General features: G+C 71.3%; 22 protein-coding genes and 3 tRNA genes. 12 read left to right on the plus strand and 13 right to left on the minus strand.

What is annotated here, in order from left to right; translation table 11 throughout:
- The 4 genes from purD to JF597_RS27940 all read left to right on the plus strand — a co-directional run bounded on the left by purD (position 1) and on the right by JF597_RS27940 (position 6,225).
- Complete coding sequence (purD, locus tag JF597_RS27925) at positions 1–1,254, plus strand: phosphoribosylamine--glycine ligase (RefSeq protein ID WP_294001601.1); 1,254 nt, start codon at positions 1–3, stop codon at positions 1,252–1,254.
- 277 nt (positions 1,255–1,531) lie between these two features.
- Positions 1,532–3,361 (plus strand): hypothetical protein, encoded by a 1,830-nt coding sequence (locus JF597_RS27930; RefSeq protein WP_294001603.1) that lies wholly within the window; start codon positions 1,532–1,534, stop codon positions 3,359–3,361.
- A gap of 297 nt (positions 3,362–3,658) precedes the next feature.
- The gene (locus JF597_RS27935; RefSeq protein ID WP_294001606.1) at positions 3,659–5,155 is read left to right on the plus strand and encodes a N,N-dimethylformamidase beta subunit family domain-containing protein; all 1,497 of its coding nucleotides are present in this window, start codon (positions 3,659–3,661) and stop codon (positions 5,153–5,155) included.
- A gap of 170 nt (positions 5,156–5,325) precedes the next feature.
- Entirely contained in the window at positions 5,326–6,225 is a 900-nt protein-coding gene (locus JF597_RS27940) for a phosphoribosylaminoimidazolesuccinocarboxamide synthase (RefSeq protein ID WP_294001608.1), read from the plus strand.
- 68 nt (positions 6,226–6,293) lie between these two features.
- Here JF597_RS27940 and JF597_RS27945 read toward each other — a convergent pair.
- The 8 genes from JF597_RS27945 to JF597_RS27980 all read right to left on the minus strand — a co-directional run bounded on the left by JF597_RS27945 (position 6,294) and on the right by JF597_RS27980 (position 10,844).
- A tRNA-Gly gene (locus tag JF597_RS27945) sits at positions 6,294–6,366 on the minus strand.
- Positions 6,367–6,388: 22 nt separating this feature from the next.
- Entirely contained in the window at positions 6,389–7,003 is a 615-nt protein-coding gene (locus JF597_RS27950; RefSeq protein WP_294001610.1) for a response regulator transcription factor, read from the minus strand.
- Positions 7,000–8,229: a histidine kinase gene (locus JF597_RS27955; protein ID WP_294001612.1), complete on the minus strand. Its 1,230-nt coding sequence runs from the start codon at positions 8,227–8,229 to the stop codon at positions 7,000–7,002. Before JF597_RS27955 ends, JF597_RS27950 begins: the two co-directional genes overlap by 4 nt.
- A gap of 20 nt (positions 8,230–8,249) precedes the next feature.
- Positions 8,250–9,092: an ABC transporter permease gene (locus JF597_RS27960; protein ID WP_294001614.1), complete on the minus strand. Its 843-nt coding sequence runs from the start codon at positions 9,090–9,092 to the stop codon at positions 8,250–8,252.
- Positions 9,089–10,021, minus strand: coding sequence for an ABC transporter ATP-binding protein (locus JF597_RS27965; protein ID WP_294001617.1), 933 nt, complete (start codon positions 10,019–10,021; stop codon positions 9,089–9,091). Before JF597_RS27965 ends, JF597_RS27960 begins: the two co-directional genes overlap by 4 nt.
- A gap of 141 nt (positions 10,022–10,162) precedes the next feature.
- Positions 10,163–10,238 (minus strand) — tRNA-Gly (locus JF597_RS27970).
- A gap of 80 nt (positions 10,239–10,318) precedes the next feature.
- Positions 10,319–10,390: transfer RNA gene (locus JF597_RS27975), tRNA-Gly, on the minus strand.
- A 136-nt stretch (positions 10,391–10,526) separates the two neighbouring features.
- Positions 10,527–10,844, minus strand: coding sequence for an Lsr2 family protein (locus JF597_RS27980; RefSeq protein WP_189262718.1), 318 nt, complete (start codon positions 10,842–10,844; stop codon positions 10,527–10,529).
- A gap of 326 nt (positions 10,845–11,170) precedes the next feature.
- On the opposite strand from JF597_RS27980, the gene purS reads away from it, so the two are divergent.
- From purS to purL, 3 genes are read left to right on the plus strand one after another with little or no spacing between them, the layout of a single operon-like run.
- Complete coding sequence (gene purS / locus JF597_RS27985) at positions 11,171–11,434, plus strand: phosphoribosylformylglycinamidine synthase subunit PurS (protein WP_015659417.1); 264 nt, start codon at positions 11,171–11,173, stop codon at positions 11,432–11,434.
- Positions 11,431–12,111 carry a phosphoribosylformylglycinamidine synthase subunit PurQ gene (gene purQ, locus JF597_RS27990; RefSeq protein WP_294001650.1) on the plus strand — a complete coding sequence of 227 codons (681 nt, stop codon included), beginning with the start codon at positions 11,431–11,433 and terminating at the stop codon, positions 12,109–12,111. The genes purS and purQ overlap by 4 nt, the downstream gene beginning before the upstream one ends.
- Positions 12,108–14,366, plus strand: a complete 2,259-nt coding sequence (gene purL, locus JF597_RS27995) for a phosphoribosylformylglycinamidine synthase subunit PurL (protein WP_294001653.1) — start codon at positions 12,108–12,110, stop codon at positions 14,364–14,366. Before purQ ends, purL begins: the two co-directional genes overlap by 4 nt.
- 56 nt (positions 14,367–14,422) lie before the next feature.
- Here purL and JF597_RS28000 read toward each other — a convergent pair whose 3' ends face one another.
- Positions 14,423–15,007, minus strand: coding sequence for a Uma2 family endonuclease (locus tag JF597_RS28000; RefSeq protein WP_294001656.1), 585 nt, complete (start codon positions 15,005–15,007; stop codon positions 14,423–14,425).
- A gap of 145 nt (positions 15,008–15,152) precedes the next feature.
- Here JF597_RS28000 and JF597_RS28005 point away from each other — a divergent pair, with 145 nt between their 5' ends.
- A complete protein-coding gene (locus JF597_RS28005) occupies positions 15,153–15,665 on the plus strand; it encodes a GNAT family N-acetyltransferase (protein ID WP_294001659.1) in 513 nt (170 codons plus the stop codon).
- Between the two features lie 12 nt (positions 15,666–15,677).
- Here JF597_RS28005 and JF597_RS28010 read toward each other — a convergent pair whose 3' ends face one another.
- Together JF597_RS28010 and JF597_RS28015 are read right to left on the minus strand one after the other, a co-directional pair.
- Entirely contained in the window at positions 15,678–16,142 is a 465-nt protein-coding gene (locus tag JF597_RS28010) for a Clp protease N-terminal domain-containing protein (protein ID WP_294001661.1), read from the minus strand.
- 7 nt (positions 16,143–16,149) lie between these two features.
- Positions 16,150–16,353, minus strand: coding sequence for a helix-turn-helix domain-containing protein (locus JF597_RS28015; RefSeq protein WP_181803533.1), 204 nt, complete (start codon positions 16,351–16,353; stop codon positions 16,150–16,152).
- 66 nt (positions 16,354–16,419) lie between these two features.
- On the opposite strand from JF597_RS28015, the gene JF597_RS28020 reads away from it, so the two are divergent.
- The 4 genes from JF597_RS28020 to purM all read left to right on the plus strand — a co-directional run bounded on the left by JF597_RS28020 (position 16,420) and on the right by purM (position 20,582).
- Complete coding sequence (locus JF597_RS28020; protein ID WP_294001664.1) at positions 16,420–17,217, plus strand: maleylpyruvate isomerase family mycothiol-dependent enzyme; 798 nt, start codon at positions 16,420–16,422, stop codon at positions 17,215–17,217.
- Positions 17,218–17,367: 150 nt separating this feature from the next.
- On the plus strand, positions 17,368–17,715 hold the full coding sequence (locus tag JF597_RS28025) for an META domain-containing protein (protein ID WP_294001666.1): 348 nt from the start codon (positions 17,368–17,370) through the stop codon (positions 17,713–17,715).
- A gap of 232 nt (positions 17,716–17,947) precedes the next feature.
- On the plus strand, positions 17,948–19,477 hold the full coding sequence (gene purF, locus JF597_RS28030; RefSeq protein ID WP_294001669.1) for an amidophosphoribosyltransferase: 1,530 nt from the start codon (positions 17,948–17,950) through the stop codon (positions 19,475–19,477).
- A gap of 34 nt (positions 19,478–19,511) precedes the next feature.
- On the plus strand, positions 19,512–20,582 hold the full coding sequence (gene purM, locus JF597_RS28035) for a phosphoribosylformylglycinamidine cyclo-ligase (protein ID WP_294001672.1): 1,071 nt from the start codon (positions 19,512–19,514) through the stop codon (positions 20,580–20,582).
- A gap of 123 nt (positions 20,583–20,705) precedes the next feature.
- Here the strand turns inward: purM and JF597_RS28040 are convergent, their stop codons facing one another.
- Together JF597_RS28040 and JF597_RS28045 are read right to left on the minus strand one after the other, a co-directional pair.
- Positions 20,706–20,969, minus strand: coding sequence for a DUF3073 domain-containing protein (locus JF597_RS28040; protein WP_294001675.1), 264 nt, complete (start codon positions 20,967–20,969; stop codon positions 20,706–20,708).
- Between the two features lie 300 nt (positions 20,970–21,269).
- Positions 21,270–22,361 (minus strand): Glu/Leu/Phe/Val dehydrogenase, encoded by a 1,092-nt coding sequence (locus JF597_RS28045; RefSeq protein WP_294001678.1) that lies wholly within the window; start codon positions 22,359–22,361, stop codon positions 21,270–21,272.
- Positions 22,362–22,588 lie beyond the last annotated feature (227 nt).

Consider the following 22,588-nt stretch of genomic DNA (forward strand, 5'->3'; position numbering starts at 1 on the left):
GTGAAGGTCCTCGTCATCGGCAGCGGCGCCCGCGAACACGCCCTGTGCCGCTCACTGTCCCTCGATCCCGACGTCACCGCGCTGCACTGCGCCCCCGGCAACGCCGGCATCGCCGAGGTGGCCGAGCTGCACCAGGTCGATGCCCTGGACGGCGGGGCCGTGGCCTCGCTGGCCCTGGAACTCGGCGCCGAGCTGGTGGTCGTCGGCCCGGAGGCCCCCCTGGTCGCCGGGGTCGCCGACGCCGTGCGTGAGGCGGGCGTCCCGGTCTTCGGTCCCTCCGGGGAGGCTGCCCGGATCGAGGGGTCCAAGGCGTTCGCCAAGGACGTGATGGCGGGGGCCGGAGTGCCCACCGCCCGTTCGTACGTCTGCACAAACGCCGAGGAGGTCGCCGAGGCCCTCGACGCCTTCGGGGCGCCGTACGTCGTCAAGGACGACGGGCTCGCCGCCGGCAAGGGTGTCGTCGTCACCGACGACCTCGACGCCGCCAAGGCGCACGCCGCCGCCTGCGAGCGCGTCGTCATCGAGGAGTTCCTCGACGGTCCCGAGGTCTCCCTCTTCGCGATCACCGACGGCGAGACGGTCCTCCCGCTCCAGCCCGCGCAGGACTTCAAGCGCGCCCTGGACGGCGACGAGGGGCCGAACACGGGCGGCATGGGCGCCTACTCCCCGCTGCCCTGGGCCGACCCCAAGCTCGTCGACGAGGTCCTGGAGACCGTTCTCCAGCCGACCGTCGACGAGATGCGGCGCCGCGGCACCCCGTTCTCCGGTCTCCTCTACGCCGGCCTCGCGATCACCTCGCGCGGCGTGCGGGTCATCGAGTTCAACGCCCGCTTCGGCGACCCGGAGACCCAGGTGGTCCTCGCCCGCCTGAAGACCCCGCTGGCCGGCGTCCTGCTCGCCGCCGCGAACGGCACCCTCGCCGACCTTCCGCCGCTGCGCTGGCGCGACGACGCGGCCGTCACCGTCGTCGTCGCCTCGCACAACTATCCGGACACCCCGCGCACCGGCGACCCCATCACCGGCCTCGACGCGATCGCCGCCGAGGACGCGCCGCACGCCTACGTCCTGCACGCCGGCACGAAGCGCGCCGGTGACGACGTGGTCAGCGCGGGCGGCCGGGTCCTCTCCGTCACGGCGACCGGCGAGGACCTCACCCAGGCCCGTGAGCGGGCGTACGCGGCGGTGGCGCGGATCCGCCTCGACGGCTCCCAGCACCGCACGGACATCGCCGCCAAGGCGGCGGCGGAGGCCTGACCCCGCCGCTCCCGCAGACCCGTCCCTGATCAGGCCCCGGACCCGAAATCCGGGGCCTGATCGTTGCTGTCTGTCGATCACCTCTGACCAAAGCCATTCCATCGAGTGACCGATGCCGTATCCGGCTGACGGGGGCCGAGGCCCCAACTAGGGTGCGGCGCAGGCGTTCCGGCACTTGGCCCACCGGCATTGCGATGTCGGTGGCGGGTGCCACAGTGGGGGAGTGAGCAACAGCCAGGACAGGCCGAGGACAGCAGGGAGGGGGTGAGGTCCGGACGTGACCAGTACCGGTATCGGTGCGGAGGCGGGAGCGCAGGCAGCGCGTACCCGGGCCCTCGCCGTGCTGCGCATCCGCGGCCGCGCCCTGGCCGTGGCCCTGCTGCCCGCCGCGGCCACGGTGATCCTGCTGGCCGGCGGTTCCACCGGCCACTTCGTCGGCCGCGGCTGGGACACCGCCCGCTGGACCGTCGGCGCCCTCGCGGTCCTCGTCCTGCTCGCCGCCGCCGGCATCGCCCTCGTCGTGGCCCGCGCCCGCCCCGCCGTGAGCCCCACGGTCCCGATAGCGGAGGATTCCGCCCCGGACCTGTACCGGATGGTCCGCGACCTGGCCGACCGCCTCGACGTGCCGGCGCCCTCCGCCATAGCGCTCACCCCGGACTGCGACAGCTGGCTGGAGGACCGCACCCACCCGGCCCACGGCCCGCCCGAGCCCAAGGGCGGCGACGAGCTCGGCACCCCCGGCCTGCACCGCCGCACCCCGGCCGCCCCCGTCCTCGTCATCGGCTCCCCGTTCCTGTGGTGGATGCGCGTCGGCGAACTCCGCGCGGTCCTCGCCCCGGTCGTCGCCGGTACGGGACCCTCGGCGCACCCGGACATAGCGGCCGCCCGCCGGTTCGTCAGGGGCCTGGACGCGGCGGTGGCGGTCTCCGCGGCGCCCGCCCGAGGCCCGGCCGCCCGCCTGGTGTGCGCGGGCGTCGCCTGGGTGGCCCGGCTGCTGCTGCGGGGCTGCCGGGAGCACGCCACGCTGATGGAGCGCGGGGTCGCCGCCGCGGCCGCCGAGCGGGCCCAGGCCGTCGACTACGGACTGCGGATCGTCGCCCAGGAGCAGGTCGGCCTGGCCTACGCCGGCTGGGACCGGCTGCTCACCCGGGTCGCGCTGCCCGCCTGGCGGATGGGCCGCTGGCCCTCCCGGCTGGACGCGGGCGTGGTCGCGGCCCTCACCGAGCTGTCCCGGCGCGACCGGCTGGCCGAGGGCTTCGCCTCCCGGCTGGGCGAGCGGCCCGCGTGCGACCTGCTGGAGGAGCCGGGGCTGGTGGACGAGGCCGCCTCGCTGCTCGCCGCCCGCCTCTTCCACGGCGGCCCCGCCGAGCCCGGCCCGGCCTGGTCCCCGGTGGCCTGGCAGGAGTACCCGGACGAGGTCGTCGACCGCACCTGGCGCACCGAGGCGGCCCGCCTGCACCGCGTCCTGGACGCCCTCGGTGTCCGTGCCACCCTCGATCCCAGCGCCCCGGACCCCGGCGGTCCCACCCTGGCCCGGGTCCTGGACCACCTGACCGACCCGACCGCCGCCCCCGGCAGACGCCGCCTCCCGGCGTACGGCGACTCCCGCACCTCCGGCTACGACGGCGACCCACGCACCCCCGGCTACGAGGAGGAGGCGGACGAGCCCACCGGCACCGAGCGCAGCGCCGCCCTCGCCGCCGGCCTCACCGCGGCCCTCGCCCGCGAGGAGCACGAGGGAGCGCACGCGAGCACGGCCGACACCGCACGCCCCGGCTGCCCCGCGGCCGCCGGCCAGGGCGGCCCCGGCAGCCCCCTCTGGGACGACGGGGCACTGCCCCTCTTCCCGCTCCAGCCCCCGCGCACCGCCCGCGAACTCCTCGCCGACCACGTCAAGGCGATGGTGTGCTGCGCGGCCGTGGACACCGCTGGAGCCACCCCCGGCCTGGACTGGCTCGACGGCCCGGCCCTGCTGGTCGACGGCGAGCGGGCCGCCGACCTGACGCCCAGAGTCCTCAGCCTCATCGAGGAGGGAGACCCGGCCCCGCTGCGGGCCTGGCTGGTCGAATCCGGCATACGACCCGAGAAGCCGGTACGACTGGTCTGACCTCGGCTTTTCGATGCTTTGGCGGAGCAAAGTGTTCCACTTCAGGCAAATTCGCGACGAACCGTGACCGTACGCGTGCGTTATGTGATGTGCTGGGACCGTTGCCGGATGTGGCAAGCGCATCCGACATAAGACAGACGCCTCAGTCACGGCATGGCAGCACGGGCACTACGGCACGGGCACAGGCACAACAGCAGAAGACGCAAAGACGCACGCAGGCATCGCACATCGCACGTCACTCATCGCACACGGCTCGTATCAGCACACTTCACGGGGGCACGAGGGAGGGGAGCCACCATGGCATCGGACCAGATCCGCCGCTGGGAGTCGGGAGCACTCGCGCACGCCGTCACGGACCCCTTCGGTCAGGGGCCCGTCCCCTGGCTGCGCGGCAGCGAGACCTATTTCGACGACACCGGTCATGTCGTCCCCTGGTACGTGGACCCCAGCCGGCCACAGCCCACCGGCGAGAACCCCCGGGTCCCCGCACCGCGCACCGCGATCGGCGGCCCGCGCTCCGCGGACGACGTGCACCGCCAGATCAAAGGTTTCACCTCGACCGGCGCGGTCACCCCGGGCGAGGCCGTCGACTTCCACATCACCGTCGACCCGCCGCAGGAATTCAGCGTCGACATCTACCGCATCGGCCACTACGGCGGGGACGGCGCATCGAAGATCACCACCAGCCCCCGGCTGTCCGGCATCGTCCAGCCCCCGCCGCTGGCCGCCGACCGCACGGTCTCCTGCCACCACTGGTGGCTCTCCTGGCGTCTGCAGGTCCCGTCGTACTGGAGCATCGGCGCGTACGTCGCCGTGCTCACCACGACCGACGGCTACCGCTCTCACGTGCCCTTCACCATCCGCGACAACCACCCGGCAGACCTGCTGCTCCTGCTGCCGGACATCACCTGGCAGGCGTACAACCTCTACCCCGAGGACGGCCGCACCGGCGCCAGCCTCTACCACGCCTGGGACGAGAGGGGCCGGCTGCTCGGCGAGGCCGACGCGGCGACCACCGTCTCCTTCGACCGGCCGTACGCGGGCGCCGGCCTGCCCCTGCACGTCGGCCACGCCTACGACTTCATCCGCTGGGCCGAGCGCTACGGCTACGACCTCGCCTACGCCGACGCCCGCGACCTGCACGCCGGCCGCGTCGACCCCACCCGCTACCGGGGCCTGGTCTTCCCGGGCCACGACGAGTACTGGTCGCCGCAGATGCGCCGCACCGTCGAGCTGGCCCGGGACAGCGGCACGAGCCTCGTCTTCCTCTCCGCCAACACCATGTACTGGCAGGTGGAGTTGGGCCCCTCACCGTCCGGGGTCGCGGACCGCCTGCTGACCTGCCGCAAACGCAAGGGCCCGGGGAAGCCCGTGCTCTGGCGCGAGATCGACCGGCCCGAACAGCAGACGGTCGGCATCCAGTACGCGGGCCGGGTGCCCGAGCCCTATCCCCTGATCGTGCGCAACGCGGGGCACTGGCTCTGGGAGGCCACCGGCGCGCACGAGGGCGACGAGCTCCCGGGCCTGGTGGCAGGGGAGGCCGACCGCTACTTCCCGCGCACCGCGCTGCCCGAGCACGAGGAACGCATCCTGCTCGCCCACTCCCCCTACACCGACAACGACGGCGTCCTGCGCCACCAGGAGACGTCCCTGTACCGGGCCCCCTCCGGCGCCCTGGTCTTCGCCGCCGGCACCTTCGCCTGGTCCCCGGCCCTGGACCGCCCCGGCCACATCGATCCCCGCGTCCAGCGGGCCACCGCCAACCTCCTGGACCGCATCTGCAAGCACGACTGATGCGGGCCAGGAGGGCGGCACGACTCCGTCCGCGCGGCCGGTCCGCACAGACGTCCGCGCGGCCGGTCCGCACAGACGTCCGCACAGACGTCCGCGCGGCCCCGCTGTTCGTGCGCAACCCGGCATACGGGAGAATCGAGGGCACCTGTACAGAACCACGGGGAGGAACCGTGTCCGGATTCGTCGAAAAGCCCGAGCCCGTGGAGGTACCGGGCCTGGTGCATCTGCACACCGGCAAGGTGCGCGAGCTGTACCAGAACGCGGCCGGAGACCTCGTGATGGTCGCCAGCGACCGCCTGTCCGCCTACGACTGGGTGCTGCCCACCGAGATCCCCGACAAGGGGCGGGTCCTCACGCAGCTCTCCCTGTGGTGGTTCGACAAGCTCGCCGACCTGGCCCCCAACCACGTCATCGGCACCGAGCTGCCCGAGGGCGCCCCCGCCGACTGGGCGGGCCGCACCCTGGTCTGCAAGTCCCTGAAGATGCTCCCGGTCGAGTGCGTGGCCCGCGGCTACCTCACCGGCTCGGGGCTGGCCGAGTACCAGGAGTCCCGCACGGTCTGCGGGCTCGCCCTCCCCGAGGGCCTGGCCGACGGCTCCGAGCTGCCCGCCCCGATCTTCACCCCGGCCACCAAGGCCGAGGTCGGCGAGCACGACGAGAACGTGTCGTACGAGGAGGTCGCCCGCCAGGTCGGCGCCGAGACCGCCGCCCAGCTGCGCCAGGCCACCCTCGCGGTGTACGGCCGGGCTCGGGACATCGCCCGCGACCGGGGGATCATCCTGGCCGACACGAAGTTCGAGTTCGGCTTCGAGAACGACACCCTCGTCCTCGCCGACGAGGTCCTCACCCCGGACTCGTCCCGCTTCTGGCCGGCCGACGAGTGGCAGCCGGGCCGCGCCCAGCCGTCGTTCGACAAGCAGTACGTGCGCGACTGGCTGACCTCGGCCGAGTCCGGCTGGGACCGCAGGAGCGAGCAGCCCCCGCCGCCGCTGCCGGAGCAGGTGGTCGAGGCGACCCGCGCGAAGTACATCGAGGCGTACGAGCGGCTGACGGGCAACACCTGGTCGTGACACGGCACCCCGGGCCCGGCCCGGGAATGCCGAAGGCCCCCGGCACCAGCCGGGGGCCTTCTCTCCTGAGCGGACGACGAGGCTCGAACTCGCGACCTCAACCTTGGCAAGGTTGCGCTCTACCAACTGAGCTACGTCCGCATGCGCCGTGGCGCGAGAGCAACTATACCCAACCTCGCTCCCGTGCGAGACGCACTGCCGCATGCCGGTTCTCCGCACCGAGTTTGGTGACGGCCGAGGAGAGGTAGTTCCGCACGGTCCCCGGCGACAGCGCGGCCCGCTCGGCGATCTCCGCGACCGGCGCCCCGTCGGCCGCCAGCTCCAGCACCTCCGCCTCCCGCGCGGTCAGCGGCGAGTCGCCGGCGGAGATCGCGTCGGCGGCCAACTCCGGGTCGATGTAGCGGTTTCCCGCGTGCACGGTCCGGATGATCTCGGCGAGCCGCTGTGCACTCACCGTCTTCGGGACGAACCCGCGCACTCCGGCGGCCAGCGCCCGCTTCAGGTGCCCGGGCCGTCCGTGCCCCGTGACGATCAGCACCCGGCAGCCCGGCAGTTCGGCCCGGAGCGATGTGGCGACCCTCACACCGTCGGCGCCCGGCATCTGCAGATCGAGCACCGCCACGTCGGGCCGGTGGGCCTGTGCCATGGCCAGCGCCTCGGGGCCGCTCGCCGCCTCCGCGACGACGACCAGATCGTCCTCCAGCCCGAGCAGCGCGGCCAGCGCACCCCGGATCAGATGCTCGTCGTCCGCGAGCAACAGCCGTACCGGAGACGTCATGAAGTGACTCCACTCACACTCGTATCAGCGGTCATGCGACCGGACAGCGGCACCGAGGCCACCACCCGGAACCCGTCCGCCCCGACCGGCCCGGCCTCCAGCGTCCCGTCGACCACCGCGAGCCGCTCCCGCAGCCCGGCCAGCCCGGACCCACCGCCCCCGGCACTCCCTCGGACCACAACTCCGTCGTTCTCCACGGTCAGCACCACGCATCCCTCCCGCACCCGCAGCCCCACCGCGCACCGTCCCGCGTCCCCGTGCCGCAGTACGTTGGTGGTCGCCTCCCGCACCACCCACCCGAGCGCCGACTGCACCTCCGCGGGCAGTCCGGTGGCGTCCCCCGTCACCTCGCAGCTGAACCCCGCAGCCGTCAACACGCCCTGCGCACCGGCGAGTTCGGCGCCCAGGTCGGCGTCCCGGTAGCCCCGGACGACATCGCGCACCTCCCGCTGCGACTCCTGTGCGATCCGCTGGACCTCGATCATCTGCTCGACGGCCTCGGGCCGTTCGCGCCGGGCCAGCTGGACCGCCAGTTCGCTCTTGAGAGCGATGACGGCGAGGTTGCGGCCGAGGACGTCGTGCAGATCGCGCCCGAACCGCAGCCGTTCCTCGGCGACGGCGAGGCGGGTCCGGGTCTCGCGGGCCTCGTCGAGTTCGTAGACGGCGTTCAGCAGCCAGAGCGAGAAGATCGAGGTGAAGGCGAGGAACGCACCGCCGAGGAAGACCACGAACGCGATGAACAGCGCGGTCGCCCCGGGGTAGCCGAGCGGGAAGGAGACCGCTCCGGCACCGCAGGCGAAGCCGGCGACGAGCGACAGCACCCGCTTCCGGTTGTGCACCCCGAGCGCCATGGTCCCGGCGCCGAAGGCCAGCACGCCGGTGAAGACGCCGGCGCCCGCGATCTCGCCGCCGTGTTTGCGTAGGACGAGGGCGACGACCGCGAAGACGTACGTCGCCGCGGCGAGCGCCCACAGCAGCCGCACCGGCTGCCCCCGCCGGCCGCGGGTCCAGTCCAGGGCCCGGGAGGCGGTCACCGCGCAGAGCAGCGCGTGGACGACGACCATCGCCATCAGCCAGCCCGCGATGCCCGGCCCGGCCGGTGAGAACACCGGCAGCCCGATCGCCGCGACCTCGATCACCGCGAAGAAGTGGAACGACCACCGTGTGTACGTCTCGACCTTGGCGGGGGTGGTCTTCCCCCGCCACCAGCCACCTGCCCCGCTCATCCCGGTACCGTTCCTCACCGTCAGCGCCGAGGCTCCCAGCGGAACCACCGCCGTACAGCAAACACCGCGACCGCGGTCCAGGCCAGCGCGGTGGCGACGGCGCCCAGCGCCTCGTACCCGCTCAGTTCGCCGGTCCAGCCGGCCCGGACCAGGCGCTCGGCCGGGGAGAGCGGGAGGAATGCGCAGACGGCGGCCACCCGGTCGGGCAGGATGTCCGCGGGCACGGCGATGCCCGAGCCCATCATGGACACCAGGACCAGGGGCAGCGCGGTGACCTGGGCGCTGTCGGTGGTCCGGGTGAAGGCCGCGGTGAGCGCGGCGAGCGCGGCACTGAGCAGCAGGCCGAAGAACAGCCCGAGCAGGGTGAGCCACGGCGCCTTGGGCCCGCCCGCGTCCAGCAGCACAGCGCAGCCGACGGCGAGCAGCAGCGCCTGCGCGAGGCCGATGCAGACCGCGGGCAGCGCGGTGCCGACCAGGATCTCCGCATCGTCCAACTCGCCGGTGCGCAGCCGCTTGAGGACGAGCTCCTCGCGGCGGGCCACGTACGCACTCACCAGGGACGTGTACACGGCGAAGAGGAAGGAGAACCCGATCGCGGCGGTCAGCATCACCGTGCCGAGGCTCAGCCCCTCCTTCCCGAGGTCTATCTGGTCGATCGCGGGCCGCACCGTGAACGGCAGCGCGAGCGGCACCAGCGGAGCCGTGAGCACCGCGCTCCGGTTGCGGACCAGCAGCGTGAGCTCCGCCCGCGCCAGCGCCCGCAGCCGGCGCCGGTCGGGAGCCAGGGACCGCACGGCCGAGGTCCTCGCGTGACCGCCGACGCCGTCGGCCGCCACTTCCACGTGCTTCCCCGGCCCGCTCATGCCGCCACCCCCTGCTGCTCCCGCGCGATACCCAGAAACGCCTCCTCCAGCGAGGCCGACCGTACGTTGAGGTCGCGCAGCTCGATCCGGGCCGCCTCGGCCCAGACCAGCAGTCCGGTGGCGGTGCGCTGCACCTCCCGCGTGCGCAGCCCGACGAGGTCCCCGGCCACCTCGTGCCCGCACACCCCCAGGGGGCCGAGCGGCGGCAGGTCGCCCAGGAAGTAGCCCCGGGGCAGCCGGAAGGAGATCCGCGCGGGCCGGCCCGCGGTCACCTCGCCCGGTGTACCGGCGGCCGCGATACGGCCCTCGTGCAGGATCGCGAGCCGGTCGGCGAGGTCCTCGGCCTCCTCCAGGTAGTGCGTGGTGAGCAGGACGGCCGTCCCGTCGTCGCGCAGCGCGCGTACCAACTCCCAGGTGTCCCGGCGGCCTTGGGCGTCGAGTCCGGTGGTCGGCTCGTCCAGGAACAGCACCTCGGGCCGGCCGAGCAGCGCGAGTGCCAGGTCGAGGCGGCGCCGCTCGCCGCCGGAGAGCTGCTTGACCCGGACCTCCGCCCGGGCGCCGAGCCCGACCAGGCCGAGCGCCTCGGCCGTGGGCCGGGCTCCCGTCGTACAGCCGGCCCACATCCGTACCGTCTCGCCGACGGTCAGCTCGGAGGGGAAGCCGCCCTCCTGGAGCATCACGCCGGTGCGCGGGCGTACGGCGGCCCGCTCCCGGTAGGGGTCGTGGCCCAGCACCCGCACCCGGCCCCCGTCCGGCGGCGCGAGTCCTTCGAGCAGTTCCACCGTCGATGTCTTTCCGGCGCCGTTGGTGCCGAGCAGCGCGAAGATCTCCCCGCTGGCCACGGAGAAGGTGATTCCGCGGACCGCTTCGAACCCGCCCCCGTAGACACGCCGGAGATCTGTGACCTCAATCACGTGTTCGTAGTCCATGACTTCAGCGTCCCCGTGGTCAGGGCCGGGGAGCAGTGCGCGGTGTCATCACGCGCCATGACAAATGTCAGAGGGCTTCTCGACGCAGGGCGTGGGCGCACGAAAAAACCCCAGCCATTGACTGGGGTTTCCTCTGTGAGCTGGAGCGGACGACGAGGCTCGAACTCGCGACCTCAACCTTGGCAAGGTTGCGCTCTACCAACTGAGCTACGTCCGCACTGCTCCCGACCGGCTCCCACCGATCGGTGCTAGCACCAGCCTACCTGATCCACAAGCATGCTCAGGACGGCGGTGCAGAGCGGGTGACAGGAATTGCACACTGCGCCTTCCCCCTGGAAGGGGGATGTTCTGCTACTGAACTACACCCGCATGTACTCCGTGGGCTTCGGCTTTTCGGCCGGGCCCGTCGGCGTGCTCCAGACATTAGCTGATCAGCAGGGGGGTAGCGCAAGTCGGCTGCTCCCAGGGTCGGCTGACGCACCCTGAGAGCAGCCGGCCGCCCCTGTCACTGGGCGGCGCTGAACGCCTCGTACACCTTCTTCGGGATGCGGCCGCGGGCCGGGACATCCATCTTGTTCGCCTGTGCCCAGGCGCGAACGGCCGCCGGGTCGGGGGCGACCTCCGTCTGCTTGTACGCCTTGCCCGACTTCGACCGCTTGCGGCCGGCCACCACGTACGGCTCCAGGGCCTTGCGCAGTTTCTTGGCGTTGGCTTGATTCAGGTCGATCTCGTACGACTTGCCGTCGAGTCCGAAGGCGATCGTTTCCGCCGCTTCCGAGCCGTCGATGTCGTCAAAGAGAGTGACCACGACCTTCTGCGCCACGAATATCGGTCCCTTCGTGTGGCACGTCTTTACAGCTCACCGGCGATGACGGCGATGGCGATGACGTGCCGAGTATCGGCTATTGCCAATTCATTTGTACAGTGCCTGGCAATACAAAGTGAAGCCCGACTAAATCCGTCCGCGTGTCCCGACGCAATAGATGTCGCGGGCGAACCCGGGGAACTTTCCCAGAACTTTTCGTGTGGCTCCCCCGCTGTCACCCGATCGTGATGCGGCTCACGTAGTTTCCTACAACTCTACCCGCGTAGAAATTTTGTGCGGGTAGTCTGAAGGAACCAGCTCAGCACCACACACCGGGAGTGCCAGTGGCACGCGTCGTAGTCGACGTCATGCTCAAGCCGGAGATCCTCGACCCCCAGGGCCAGGCGGTCCAGCGTGCGCTGCCGCGCCTGGGTTTCGAAGGCATCTCCGATGTACGTCAGGGAAAGCGATTCGAACTGGAAGTTGACGGGCCGGTCGACGAGGCCGCGCTCGCCCGCATCCACGATCTTGCGGAATCCTTCCTCGCCAACACCGTGATCGAGGACTTCACCGTCAAGGTGGAGGAAGTCGCGGAGGCGGCGAAGTGACCGCTCGTATTGGCGTCGTCACTTTCCCGGGCAGCCTCGACGACCGCGACACCCAGCGGGCGATCCGGCTCGCGGGTGCGGAACCGGTCGCCCTCTGGCACAAGGACAAGGACCTCCACCAGGTCGACGCGGTGGTCCTTCCCGGCGGTTTCTCCTACGGCGACTATCTGCGGGCCGGCGCCATCTCCCGCTTCTCGCCGGTGATGGAGACGGTCATCGAGCAGGCGAAGGCCGGACTGCCGGTCCTCGGCATCTGCAACGGCTTCCAGATCCTCACCGAGGCGCACCTGCTCCCGGGCGGAATGCTGGGCAACGACCACCTCCACTTCATCTGCCGCGACCAGAAACTGCGGGTGGAGAACGCGGGCACGGCCTGGACCAGCGACTACCGCGAGGGCCAGGAGATCCACATCCCGCTGAAGAACATGGACGGCCGGTACGTCGCCGACGAGTACACGCTCGACAAGCTGGAGGCGGAGGGCCGGGTCGTGTTCCGTTACCTGGACTTCAACCCCAACGGCTCGCTGCGGGACATCGCCGGTATCACCAACGAGGCCGGCAACGTCGTGGGCCTCATGCCGCACCCCGAGCACGCGGTCGAGCCCCTCATCGGTTCCGGCCGCACCGACGGCCTCCCGTTCTTCACCTCGATCCTCAAGAAGCTGGTCAACGCATGAGCCGGACGCCTCTGGACACGGTCGAGCACGCGGCCGCGACCCCCGACGTCGAGCTGCCCTGGGCCGAACTGGGCCTGAAGAAGGACGAGTACGAGCGGGTGGTGGAGATCCTCGGCCGCCGCCCGACCGGCGCCGAGCTCGCCATGTACTCGGTCATGTGGTCCGAGCACTGCTCGTACAAGTCCTCCAAGGTCCACCTCCGCCAGTTCGGCGAGAAGGCGCCCCAGTCGGACGCGCTGCTCGTCGGCATCGGCGAGAACGCGGGCGTCGTGGACGTCGGCCAGGGCTACGCGGTCACCTTCAAGGTCGAGTCGCACAACCACCCCTCGTACGTGGAGCCCTACCAGGGCGCCGCGACCGGTGTCGGCGGCATCGTCCGCGACATCATCGCGATGGGCGCGCGGCCGGTGGCCGTGGTCGACCCGCTGCGCTTCGGCGCCGCCGACCACCCCGACACCAAGCGCGTCCTGCCCGGCGTCGTCGCCGGCATCGGCGGCTACGGCAACTGCCTGGGCCTGCCGAACATCGGCGGCGAGGTCGTCTTCGACGCCTGCTACCAGGGCAACCCGCTGGTCAACGCCGGTGCCATCGGCGTGATGCGGCACGAGGACATCCACCTCGCGAAGGCCTCCGGCGCGGGCAACCAGGTCATCCTGTACGGCGCCCGGACCGGCGGCGACGGCATCGGCGGCGCGTCGATCCTGGCCTCCGAGACCTTCGACGACGCGAAGCCGTCCAAGCGCCCCGCGGTCCAGGTCGGCGACCCCTTCCAGGAGAAGCTCCTCATCGAGTGCACCCTGGAGGCCTTCCGGGAGAAGCTGGTCGTCGGCATCCAGGACCTCGGCGCGGCCGGCCTGTCCTGCGCCACCTCCGAGCTGGCGTCCAACGGCTCCGGCGGCATGACCGTCACCCTGGACGACGTCCCGCTGCGCGACTCCACGCTCTCGCCCGAGGAGATCCTCATGAGCGAGTCGCAGGAACGCATGTGCGCGGTGGTCGAGCCGGCCAAGGTCGCCCGCTTCCTGGAGATCTGCGAGAAGTGGGACGTCATCGCCACCGTCATCGGCGAGGTGACCGACGGCGACCGCCTGGAGATCTTCTGGCACGGCGAGAAGATCGTCGACGTCGACCCGCGCACGGTCGCCCACGACGGTCCGGTCTACGAGCGCCCGTACGCCCGCCCGTCCTGGCAGGACGAGCTCCAGGCGGACGACGCGAACAAGCTGCCGCGGCCGGCGACGTCGGAGGAGCTGAAGCAGCAGGTCCTGAAGCTGGTCGGCTCCCCGAACCAGGCCTCGAAGAAGTGGATCACCTCGCAGTACGACCACTTCGTGCAGGGCAACACGGTGCTGGCCCAGCCCGAGGACTCGGGCATGATCCGCATCGACGAGGCCACCGGCCTCGGCGTCGCCATCGCCACCGACGGCAACGGCCGGTACGCCAAGCTCGACCCGTACGCGGGCGCCCAGCTGGCGCTGTCGGAGGCCTACCGGAACGTGGCGACGACCGGCGCCAAGCCGCTGGCCGTCTCCGACTGCCTGAACTTCGGCTCGCCCGAGGACCCGGCGGTGATGTGGCAGTTCGCGGAGGCCATCCGCGGTCTCGCCGACGCCTGCCAGCAGCTCGGCACCCCGGTGACCGGCGGCAACGTCTCGCTCTACAACCAGACGGGCGAGGTGGCCATCCACCCGACCCCGGTCGTCGCCGTCCTCGGCGTGATCGACGACGTGGCCCGCCGCACGCCGGTCGCCTTCCAGGAGGAGGGGCAGCTGCTGTATCTCCTCGGCGACACGCGTGAGGAGTTCGGCGGCTCCGCCTGGTCCCATGTCGTCCACGACCACCTGGGCGGCCTGCCCCCGAAGGTGGACCTGGAGCGCGAGCGCCTGCTGGCCGAGATCCTGATCTCCGCCTCCCGCGACGGCATGATCGACTCCGCGCACGACCTGTCCGACGGCGGTCTGATCCAGGCCGTGGTCGAGTCCGCCCTGCTCGGCGGCAAGGGCGCGCGACTCGTCGTACCGGACGGTCTTGACGCGTTCACCTTCCTGTTCTCCGAGTCGGCTGGCCGTGCGGTCGTCGCGGTGCCGCGCTCGGAGGAGGTCCGCTTCAACGACATGTGCGGTGCCCGGGGTCTGCCGGTCGCCCGCATCGGCGTGGTGGACGGGGAGTCGGTCGAGGTCCAGGGTGAGTTCGAGCTGTCGCTGACCGAACTGCGCGAGGCCCACGAGGGCACGATCGAGGCGCTGCTCGCGTAACCGGCCGCAGAACGACGAAGGCCCCGCCCGGAAGCATCCGGGCGGGGCTTCTCGGCTCACCGGACGTAGTTCTTGAGGATCTCCGTGTCCAGCTCGATGTTCATGGGGCCGGGCACGGACACCTTCTCGCCGAACTTCGAGGTCTGGACGGTGCGGTAGCCGCCGACCTGCCGGTCCGGGCCGCTGTGCACCGTGACCGTGCACGAGTCTCGGTCGATCAGGAGGTACAGCGGGATCCCGGCCTGACCGTACGCGGTCGGCTTCTCGTGCCGGTCCCGTCGGTCCGTGTCCGAGTCGTACGAGGTGATCTCGACGACCATGAGCGCGCCGTCCGGGTCGGCCCACTCGCCGTATCCCGCGAAGTGGGCCTCCGGCGCGAGTACTGCGTCCGGCCTCGCCCTGCCTTCTCGATAGGCCTCCACCCGGAGCCCTCGGCCGTAGTACAGGTCCAGGTCGGGCCTGGTCTGCATACAGCGCCGTGCCAGCCAGGACACGATGGTGTCGTGGTCCCCGTCCGTCACCTTCTTGACTCCGATCCGTCCGTCGATGAACTCCAACGTGACGGTCTCGGGAGCGGTGGAGGCGATCGTTTCGAACTCTTCCACCGACATCTGAGACGTGCGCTCGGCCATAACCGTCATGTTGCACCCCCTTCCAGGCGAAGGCCAGCGTTGCCCGGTTCCGGCGGTGCGGGGGCGGGTTTCGCCGTTGATCACTCGCACGAGTGATCGGTTCGGACTCTCCCGGAACCTTCCGGGTTCGAGCCGGACACCGCATCCTTCTGGCATGTACTTGCGTGACGTCACCCCGGACGACGTGGACGCGTATGTCCGCATGCGCTGTGACCCCGTGATGATGAGGGACCTCGGCGGTCCGTTGCCCAGGGACGGGATGAGGGACAAGGTGCGGCGGGATGCCGAGGAGGCGGCGGCCGGTACCTCCTGGATCAAGATGATCGTTCCTGATCCCGGCGCCCCCGGGGTCGTCGCGGGGAACGTGTGCATCTGGGCGCACGACGGGGACGGGGAACCGGTCTCGGAGATCGGGTGGATGGTGCTGGCCGAGTTCCAGGGGCGCGGGCTCGGCAGGCTCGCCACCCGTGCCCTCCTCGAACAGGCCCGGGACGAGGACCGCTGGGGCGACATCCACGCCTTCCCGGCGATGGCCAACGGCCCCTCGAACGGCATCTGCCGGTCCCTCGGCTTCCGCCTCCTCGGCGAGATCGACGTCGACTTCGCCGGCCGGGTCATCCACAGCAACCACTGGGTGATCACCCCGGCTTCCGACCTGGCCCCCTGACCACCCCGGGGTTCAGCGGCCCGGCTGCCTCAGGCGTGCTCGGACCACGGTGCGGTCGACGCCGAGTTCGGTCAGGAGTTCTGCCGCGGGGTCCGGTCGCTCGCAGTCGAGGAGGGCCAGCAGCAGGTGGGCCGGGGTGATGCGGCGGCTGTGGGCCCTCTTCGTCTCGGCGAGGGCGCGGGGGAGGACGGAGCGGGCGCCCGACGTGAGGGGGGTCCGCTTGCGGGACGCGGGGACGGGCGCGCGCTCGATCCCCCGGACGTCGATGCCGACCACGGCCAGCGCGGACCGGTCGAGGGCGTCGAGGGCTGCGCGGGCGGTCTCCAGGTCGGTGCCGAGGGCGTGGACCGCGCCGGGATCGTGGAGCACTCCCAGCAGGAGGTGCTCGGTGCCGATGCGGCGGTCGCCGCGCAGCGTGGTCTCCTCGAGTGCCGACGCGACGGTCGCCCGGGCCTCTGCCGCGAACTGTTCGAACATGGTCGTCTCACTTCCCGTACTTGGCGTGGACGGACTGCCGGGAGACGCCGAGGGCGTCCCCGATCTGCTCCCAGGACCAGCCCTGTTCACGGGCGCGCACGACCGCCGCCGCCTCGACCTGCTCGGCCAGTCGGTGCAGGGCACCCACCGCCCGCAGTCCCACCGCGGGGTCGTGCGACCTCAGGCGCTCCGAGAGCTCTTGTGCTTCCATGTATGTCAGTCTGGGTTGACGGGCAGGTGTTTGTCAATCCAGCCTGACAGGAATACGCTCACCGCCATGCCTCCCGCCAAGAAGCGCACCAGGACGTACGACCCCGGCAAGATCCGTACGGCGGTTCTCGCCCAGCTCTCGAACGTGCGGGACGCCGTCCGCACCCTCACCCCCGGGCAGCTCGCGCTCCCCACCCGGCTGGAAGGGTGGGACGTGCGGGATCTCGTCGCCCACATCGGCATGGCCGTCACCGCCGTCCACCGGGCCCTGGACCAGCCCGAGCCGGCGAAGGCCGACGCGGTGCTGCTCGACTGGCCGTTCGGGACCTCCGGCAACGCCGCCGCCATCGCCGACTTCACCCGGCGCCTCGCCGCCGACCACCCCGACCTCGACGCCTACCTCGCCGAGGTCGACGGCGGCCTCCGCGCCCTGCTCGACGCGCACCCCGGCACCCGGCTGCTCGCCACCGGCGCCGGTGCGCTCTCCCTCGACGACTACCTCGTCACCCGGGCCGTCGAGCTGGTCGTGCACACCGACGACCTCGCCGCGGCGGTGCCGGGACTCGACATCCCCTACGACCGGCAGGCCCTGGCCGCCTGCACCCGGCTGCTCGCCGACGCGCTCGCGGTCAAGGCGCCCGGCGGGTCGACCGAGGTACGGGTGCCGCCGTACGCCGTGGTGCAGTGCGTCGAAGGGCCCCGGCACACCCGGGGCACCCCGCCGAACGTCGTCGAGACCGACCCGCTGACCTGGATCCGGCTGGCCACCGGACGGCTGGCGTGGCAGGCGGCCCTGGCGGACGCCAGGGTCAGCGCCAGCGGGGAGCGGGCGGACCTCGGGGCGTACCTGCCCGTCATGGGATGAGGGAACCGATCACCCGGTGCGCGCCGTCGAAACGGTATGTACGGGTACGGGTTGAAACAGCGCATGCGCCGTATGAACCTGGCGAGGGCAGTGGCCGCCGCCCTGATCGCTCTGCTCGCGGTGGCCTGTGACAGTGAGGGAGGCGCAACCGTGGGAACCGGGCCCGCCGTGACCGGGATCGACTGGACCGTCGACAGCGTGACCGCCGACGGCACCACCCACCGCGCCCCCGCGCACGCCCACGTGAAGATCGAGGACGGCCGGGCGGCCGGCAGCTTCGGGTGCAACCGGTTCAGCGGCACGGCGCAGATCACCGGCGACCAGATCCGGCTGAGCCACGTCCGCACCACGCGGATGGCCTGCGACAACGCGCGGATGACCTTCGAGCGCGCCCTCTCCCGGACGCTCACCTCCGGACCGCTGACCATGACCGGCGAGGGCGGGAAACTGACCCTCACCGCGAGCGGCGGCGACCGCGTCCAGCTGTCCAGGACGTGACCGCGACCGGGGCCGCGACCCCCCGAATGATGTGCGACACCTCACTCAGGGATACGGTGTGAGGGGGTTGCGCGGGCACCGGTCCTCCCGAACGGAAGCCGCCTGGAGAAACCTCCCACCGCGCTGACCTGCGGAAATGGAGAAAGCCACAACCGCGCCCCTGGTCGTAGATCCATTACGGCTGTGTATCCCCAATTCGGACCAGTGGTCGATCTCGCCTACACTCGGTGCCGTGCCACGTGGTGACGGTCTCCTCAATCACGATCTGCTCCCCGGTGAGAAGGGCCCCCAGGACGCTTGCGGCGTCTTCGGTGTCTGGGCTCCCGGTGAAGAGGTCGCCAAGCTCACGTACTTCGGGCTGTACGCCCTCCAGCATCGGGGCCAGGAGTCCGCGGGTATCGCGGTCAGCAACGGCTCCCAGATCCTCGTCTTCAAGGACATGGGCCTCGTCTCCCAGGTCTTCGACGAGACCTCGCTCGGTTCGCTCCAGGGTCACATCGCGGTCGGTCACGCCCGCTACTCGACCACCGGTGCCTCCGTGTGGGAGAACGCCCAGCCGACGTTCCGCGCCACCGCGCACGGCTCGATCGCGCTCGGCCACAACGGCAACCTGGTCAACACGGCGCAGCTCGCCGAGATGGTCGCCGAACTCCCCAAGGACCACAACGGACGGTCCACCCGGGTCGCGGCCACCAACGACACCGACCTGCTCACCGCCCTCCTCGCGGCCCAGACCGACGACGACGGCAAGCCGCTGACCATCGAGGAGGCCGCGCACGCGGTCCTGCCGAAGGTCCGGGGCGCCTTCTCCCTCGTCTTCATGGACGAGCACACCCTCTACGCCGCCCGCGACCCGCAGGGCATCCGCCCGCTGGTCCTCGGCCGTCTCGAGCGCGGCTGGGTGGTCGCCTCGGAGTCCGCCGCGCTCGACATCTGCGGCGCCAGCTTCGTCCGCGAGATCGAGCCGGGCGAGTTCGTCGCCATCGACGAGAACGGCCTGCGCACCTCCCGATTCGCGGACGCGAAGCCCAAGGGCTGTGTCTTCGAGTACGTGTACCTGGCCCGCCCCGACACCGACATCGCCGGGCGGAACGTCTACCTCTCCCGCGTGGAGATGGGCCGGAAGCTCGCCGCGGAAGCCCCGGTCGACGCCGACATGGTCATAGCGACCCCGGAGTCCGGCACCCCGGCCGCCATCGGCTACGCGGAGGCCTCCGGCATCCCCTTCGGCAACGGTCTGGTCAAGAACGCCTACGTCGGCCGGACCTTCATCCAGCCCTCGCAGACGATCCGGCAGCTGGGCATCCGCCTGAAGCTGAACCCGCTCAAGGAAGTCATCAAGGGCAAGCGCCTGGTCGTCGTCGACGATTCGATCGTCCGCGGCAACACCCAGCGGGCTCTGGTGCGGATGCTGCGGGAGGCGGGTGCGGCCGAGGTCCACATCCGGATCTCCTCGCCGCCGGTGAAGTGGCCGTGCTTCTTCGGCATCGACTTCGCCACCCGCGCCGAGCTCATCGCCAACGGCATGACGATCGACGAGATCGGCACCTCGCTCGGCGCCGACTCCCTGGCGTACATCTCCATCGACGGCATGATCGAGGCGACCACCATCGCCAAGCCGAACCTGTGCCGCGCCTGCTTCGACGGCGAGTACCCGATGGAGCTCCCGGACCCCGAGCTGCTCGGCAAGCAGCTCCTGGAGACCGAGCTGGCGGCCGGTCCGGCAGCCACGGCCGCGGCCGACGCGATCCGTCGCCCGTAAGCCTCGTAGAAACCAACCCGAAAGATCCCAGGCAATGTCTGAGAACTCTGTTCCCGGTGCTTCCTACGCGGCTGCCGGTGTTGACATCGAGGCGGGCGACCGCGCCGTCGAGCTGATGAAGGAGTGGGTGAAGAAGACGCAGCGCCCCGAGGTCCTCGGCGGCCTCGGCGGCTTCGCCGGCCTCTTCGACGCCTCCGCCCTGAAGAACTACGAGCGCCCGCTGCTCGCCTCCGCGACGGACGGCGTGGGCACCAAGGTCGACATCGCGCGGCAGCTGGGCGTGTACGACACCATCGGCCACGACCTGGTCGCCATGGTCATGGACGACATCGTGGTGTGCGGTGCCGAGCCGCTGTTCATGACCGACTACATCTGCGTCGGCAAGGTCCACCCGGAGCGGGTCGCCGCCATCGTCAAGGGCATCGCCGAGGGCTGTGTGCTGGCCGGCTGCGCCCTGGTGGGCGGCGAGACGGCCGAGCACCCCGGCCTCCTCGGTGCGGACGACTTCGACGTCGCCGGCGCCGGTACGGGCGTGGTGGAGGCCGACCGGCTGCTCGGCGCGGATCTTATCCGTACGGGTGACGCGGTGATCGCCATGGCGTCCTCCGGGCTTCACTCGAACGGGTACTCCCTGGTCCGGCACGTGCTGCTGAACCAGGCGGGCCTCGCCCTCGACGCGCACATCGAGGAGCTGGGCCGCACCCTCGGCGAGGAGCTCCTGGAGCCGACCAAGATCTACTCGCTGGACTGCCTGGCCCTGATGCGGACGGCGGAGGTCCACGCCTTCAGCCACATCACCGGCGGCGGACTCGCCGCGAACCTGGCCCGGGTGATCCCGGACCACCTGCACGCGATCGTCGACCGCGCCACCTGGACCCCCGGTCCGATCTTCGACCTGGTCGGCCGCACCGGCAGCGTCGAGCGGCTCGAACTGGAGAAGACGCTCAACATGGGCGTCGGCATGATCGCGATCGTCCCGCAGGACTCGGTGGACGTGGCACTGACCGCCCTGGCCGACCGCGGGGTCGACGCCTGGGTCGCCGGCGAGATCACCGAGCGCGGCGAGCACACCACCGGCGCGGAACTGGTGGGCGACTACGCATAGCCCAGCCCCCTGCGGCCTCTGAGGAGCCGGGTTCGGGGCGGAGCGCGTGACGCCAGCACAAAACCCGGTCCGGCGATGAAACCCCGGACCGGGTAAGTGGAAGCGGCTCAGCAGCCGCCGGAGTCAAGCACCGCGACGATGCCGGGAGTGCGGACCGGACTGATCGTCCTCGTCCTCGTCCTCATCGTCGTCGTTGTAGAGATCCGCGTACTGGGCGTACGGGTCGTCATCCTCGTCGTCGTCCTCGAACGGCTCGCCATTCGGCGGCTGGCTCGAAGTCGATGCGCCCAGCTCGCTGGCCAGACGTGACAGGTCAGTCCCACCGCTGTTGTACTTCAGCTGGCGGGCGACCTTCGTCTGCTTGGCCTTGGCCCGGCCGCGCCCCATGGCTCGACCCCCTCGGTGACGGGGCTCGGTGGCCCCAGAGTCTGACACGCGTTCATGATCCGGAACGGGCTCTCCTCGGAGAGACCGGTCCGTAGGGCTTCCACGGTACCTGAGCCCGCGCCCATACGGTACGTCGCCCGCACCACGCGCCTGGCTGCACGACCCGCGAGGCGCCCCGTCCCCGCTGGTCAACCACGATTTTAACCACTTCCTGGCGGACGACCCGCCGACGAACGTGAGAGTTCTCTCCAAGTGCCCGCCGGCGGGTACCGGAAATCCGTCCGGAAACCCGGTGTTCGATCAGTGGACGCCCGCCGTCGACGCTTCGTGCATCCGCTGTTCGGCGATCCGGTCTGCCGCCGCGGCGGGCGGAATCCCGTCCTCCTTCGCACGTGCGAAGATCGCCAGTGTGGTGTCGAAGATCTTCGCGGCCTTCGCCCGGCACCGGTCGAAGTCGAACCCGTGCAGCTCGTCGGCGACCTGAATGACCCCGCCGGCGTTCACCACGTAGTCCGGCGCGTAGAGGATCCCGCGGTCGGCGAGGTCCTTCTCGACGCCCGGGTGGGCGAGCTGGTTGTTGGCCGCGCCGCACACCACCTTGGCGGTCAGCACCGGCACGGACGCGTCGTTCAGGGCGCCGCCGAGCGCGCAGGGGGCGTAGATGTCGAGGCCGTCGACGCGGATCAGGGCGTCGGTGTCGGCGGCGACCTGGACCTGCGGGTGGCGGTCGGAGATCCGGCCGACGGCCTCCCGGCGCACGTCCGTGACGACCACCCGGGCGCCCTCCTCCAGGAGGTGCTCGACCAGGTGGTGGCCGACCTTGCCGACGCCGGCGATGCCGACGGTGCGGCCGCGCAGCGAGGGGTCGCCCCACAGGTGCTGGGCGCTGGCCCGCATGCCCTGGTAGACGCCGTACGCGGTGAGCACGGAGGAGTCGCCGGCGCCGCCGTTCTCCGGGGAGCGGCCGGTGGTCCAGCGGCACTCGCGGGCCACCACGTCCATGTCGGCGACGTACGTGCCGACGTCGCAGGCGGTGACGTACCGGCCGCCGAGCGAGGCCACGAACCGCCCGTAGGCGAGCAGCAGCTCCTCGGTCTTGTCCCGGTCCGGGTCGCCGATGATCACGGCCTTGCCGCCGCCGTGGTCGAGCCCGGCCATGGCGTTCTTGTACGACATCCCGCGCGCGAGGTTGAGGGCGTCGGCGACGGCCTCCTCCTCGTTGGCGTACGGGTAGAAGCGGGTGCCGCCGAGGGCGGGGCCCAGAGCGGTGGAGTGGATGGCGATGACGGCCTTGAGGCCGCTCTTGCGGTCCTGACAGAGCACGACCTGCTCGTGACCGCCCTGGTCCGAGTGGAACAGGGTGTGCAGGACGCCGGTGGAAACGTCGGTCACTGTGGTGACTCCCGGTTGTGTCGCGTGTGTCGCGGCGGTTGGAAGCGGGGGCTCCCGTAAGGGTGGCGGGGGCCTGGCATGAGCGTAGAGCCATTGCCCGTACACCATCCGCGCAGTGTTCAGGATCACTCTCCCGTGCCGTCTGTGCACGTATGAGCGTGGGACGATTTGCTGTGGTTTCCGCGGCCGGCCCCGGCCGGCTCAGTCGTGGGTCCCGCTGGTTTCGA

It is taken from the genome of Streptomyces sp. (genome assembly GCF_019510245.1).
Taxonomy (GTDB): domain Bacteria; phylum Actinomycetota; class Actinomycetes; order Streptomycetales; family Streptomycetaceae; genus Streptomyces.

Coding starts and splice junctions, on each gene's coding strand:
- JF597_RS28010 (WP_294001661.1), bottom strand. CDS start 16,142: ATGTTCGAACAGTTCGCGGCAGAGGCCCGGGCGACCGTCGCGTCGGCA.
- JF597_RS27950 (WP_294001610.1), bottom strand. CDS start 7,003: ATGACGTCTCCGGTACGGCTGTTGCTCGCGGACGACGAGCATCTGATC.
- purM (WP_294001672.1), top strand. CDS start 19,512: ATGTCTGAGAACTCTGTTCCCGGTGCTTCCTACGCGGCTGCCGGTGTT.
- JF597_RS27965 (WP_294001617.1), bottom strand. CDS start 10,021: ATGGACTACGAACACGTGATTGAGGTCACAGATCTCCGGCGTGTCTAC.
- purL (WP_294001653.1), top strand. CDS start 12,108: ATGAGCCGGACGCCTCTGGACACGGTCGAGCACGCGGCCGCGACCCCC.
- JF597_RS28040 (WP_294001675.1), bottom strand. CDS start 20,969: ATGGGGCGCGGCCGGGCCAAGGCCAAGCAGACGAAGGTCGCCCGCCAG.
- JF597_RS27955 (WP_294001612.1), bottom strand. CDS start 8,229: ATGAGCGGGGCAGGTGGCTGGTGGCGGGGGAAGACCACCCCCGCCAAG.
- JF597_RS28005 (WP_294001659.1), top strand. CDS start 15,153: ATGTACTTGCGTGACGTCACCCCGGACGACGTGGACGCGTATGTCCGC.
- JF597_RS28000 (WP_294001656.1), bottom strand. CDS start 15,007: ATGACGGTTATGGCCGAGCGCACGTCTCAGATGTCGGTGGAAGAGTTC.
- JF597_RS28020 (WP_294001664.1), top strand. CDS start 16,420: ATGCCTCCCGCCAAGAAGCGCACCAGGACGTACGACCCCGGCAAGATC.
- JF597_RS27960 (WP_294001614.1), bottom strand. CDS start 9,092: ATGAGCGGGCCGGGGAAGCACGTGGAAGTGGCGGCCGACGGCGTCGGC.
- JF597_RS27935 (WP_294001606.1), top strand. CDS start 3,659: ATGGCATCGGACCAGATCCGCCGCTGGGAGTCGGGAGCACTCGCGCAC.
- JF597_RS28015 (WP_181803533.1), bottom strand. CDS start 16,353: ATGGAAGCACAAGAGCTCTCGGAGCGCCTGAGGTCGCACGACCCCGCG.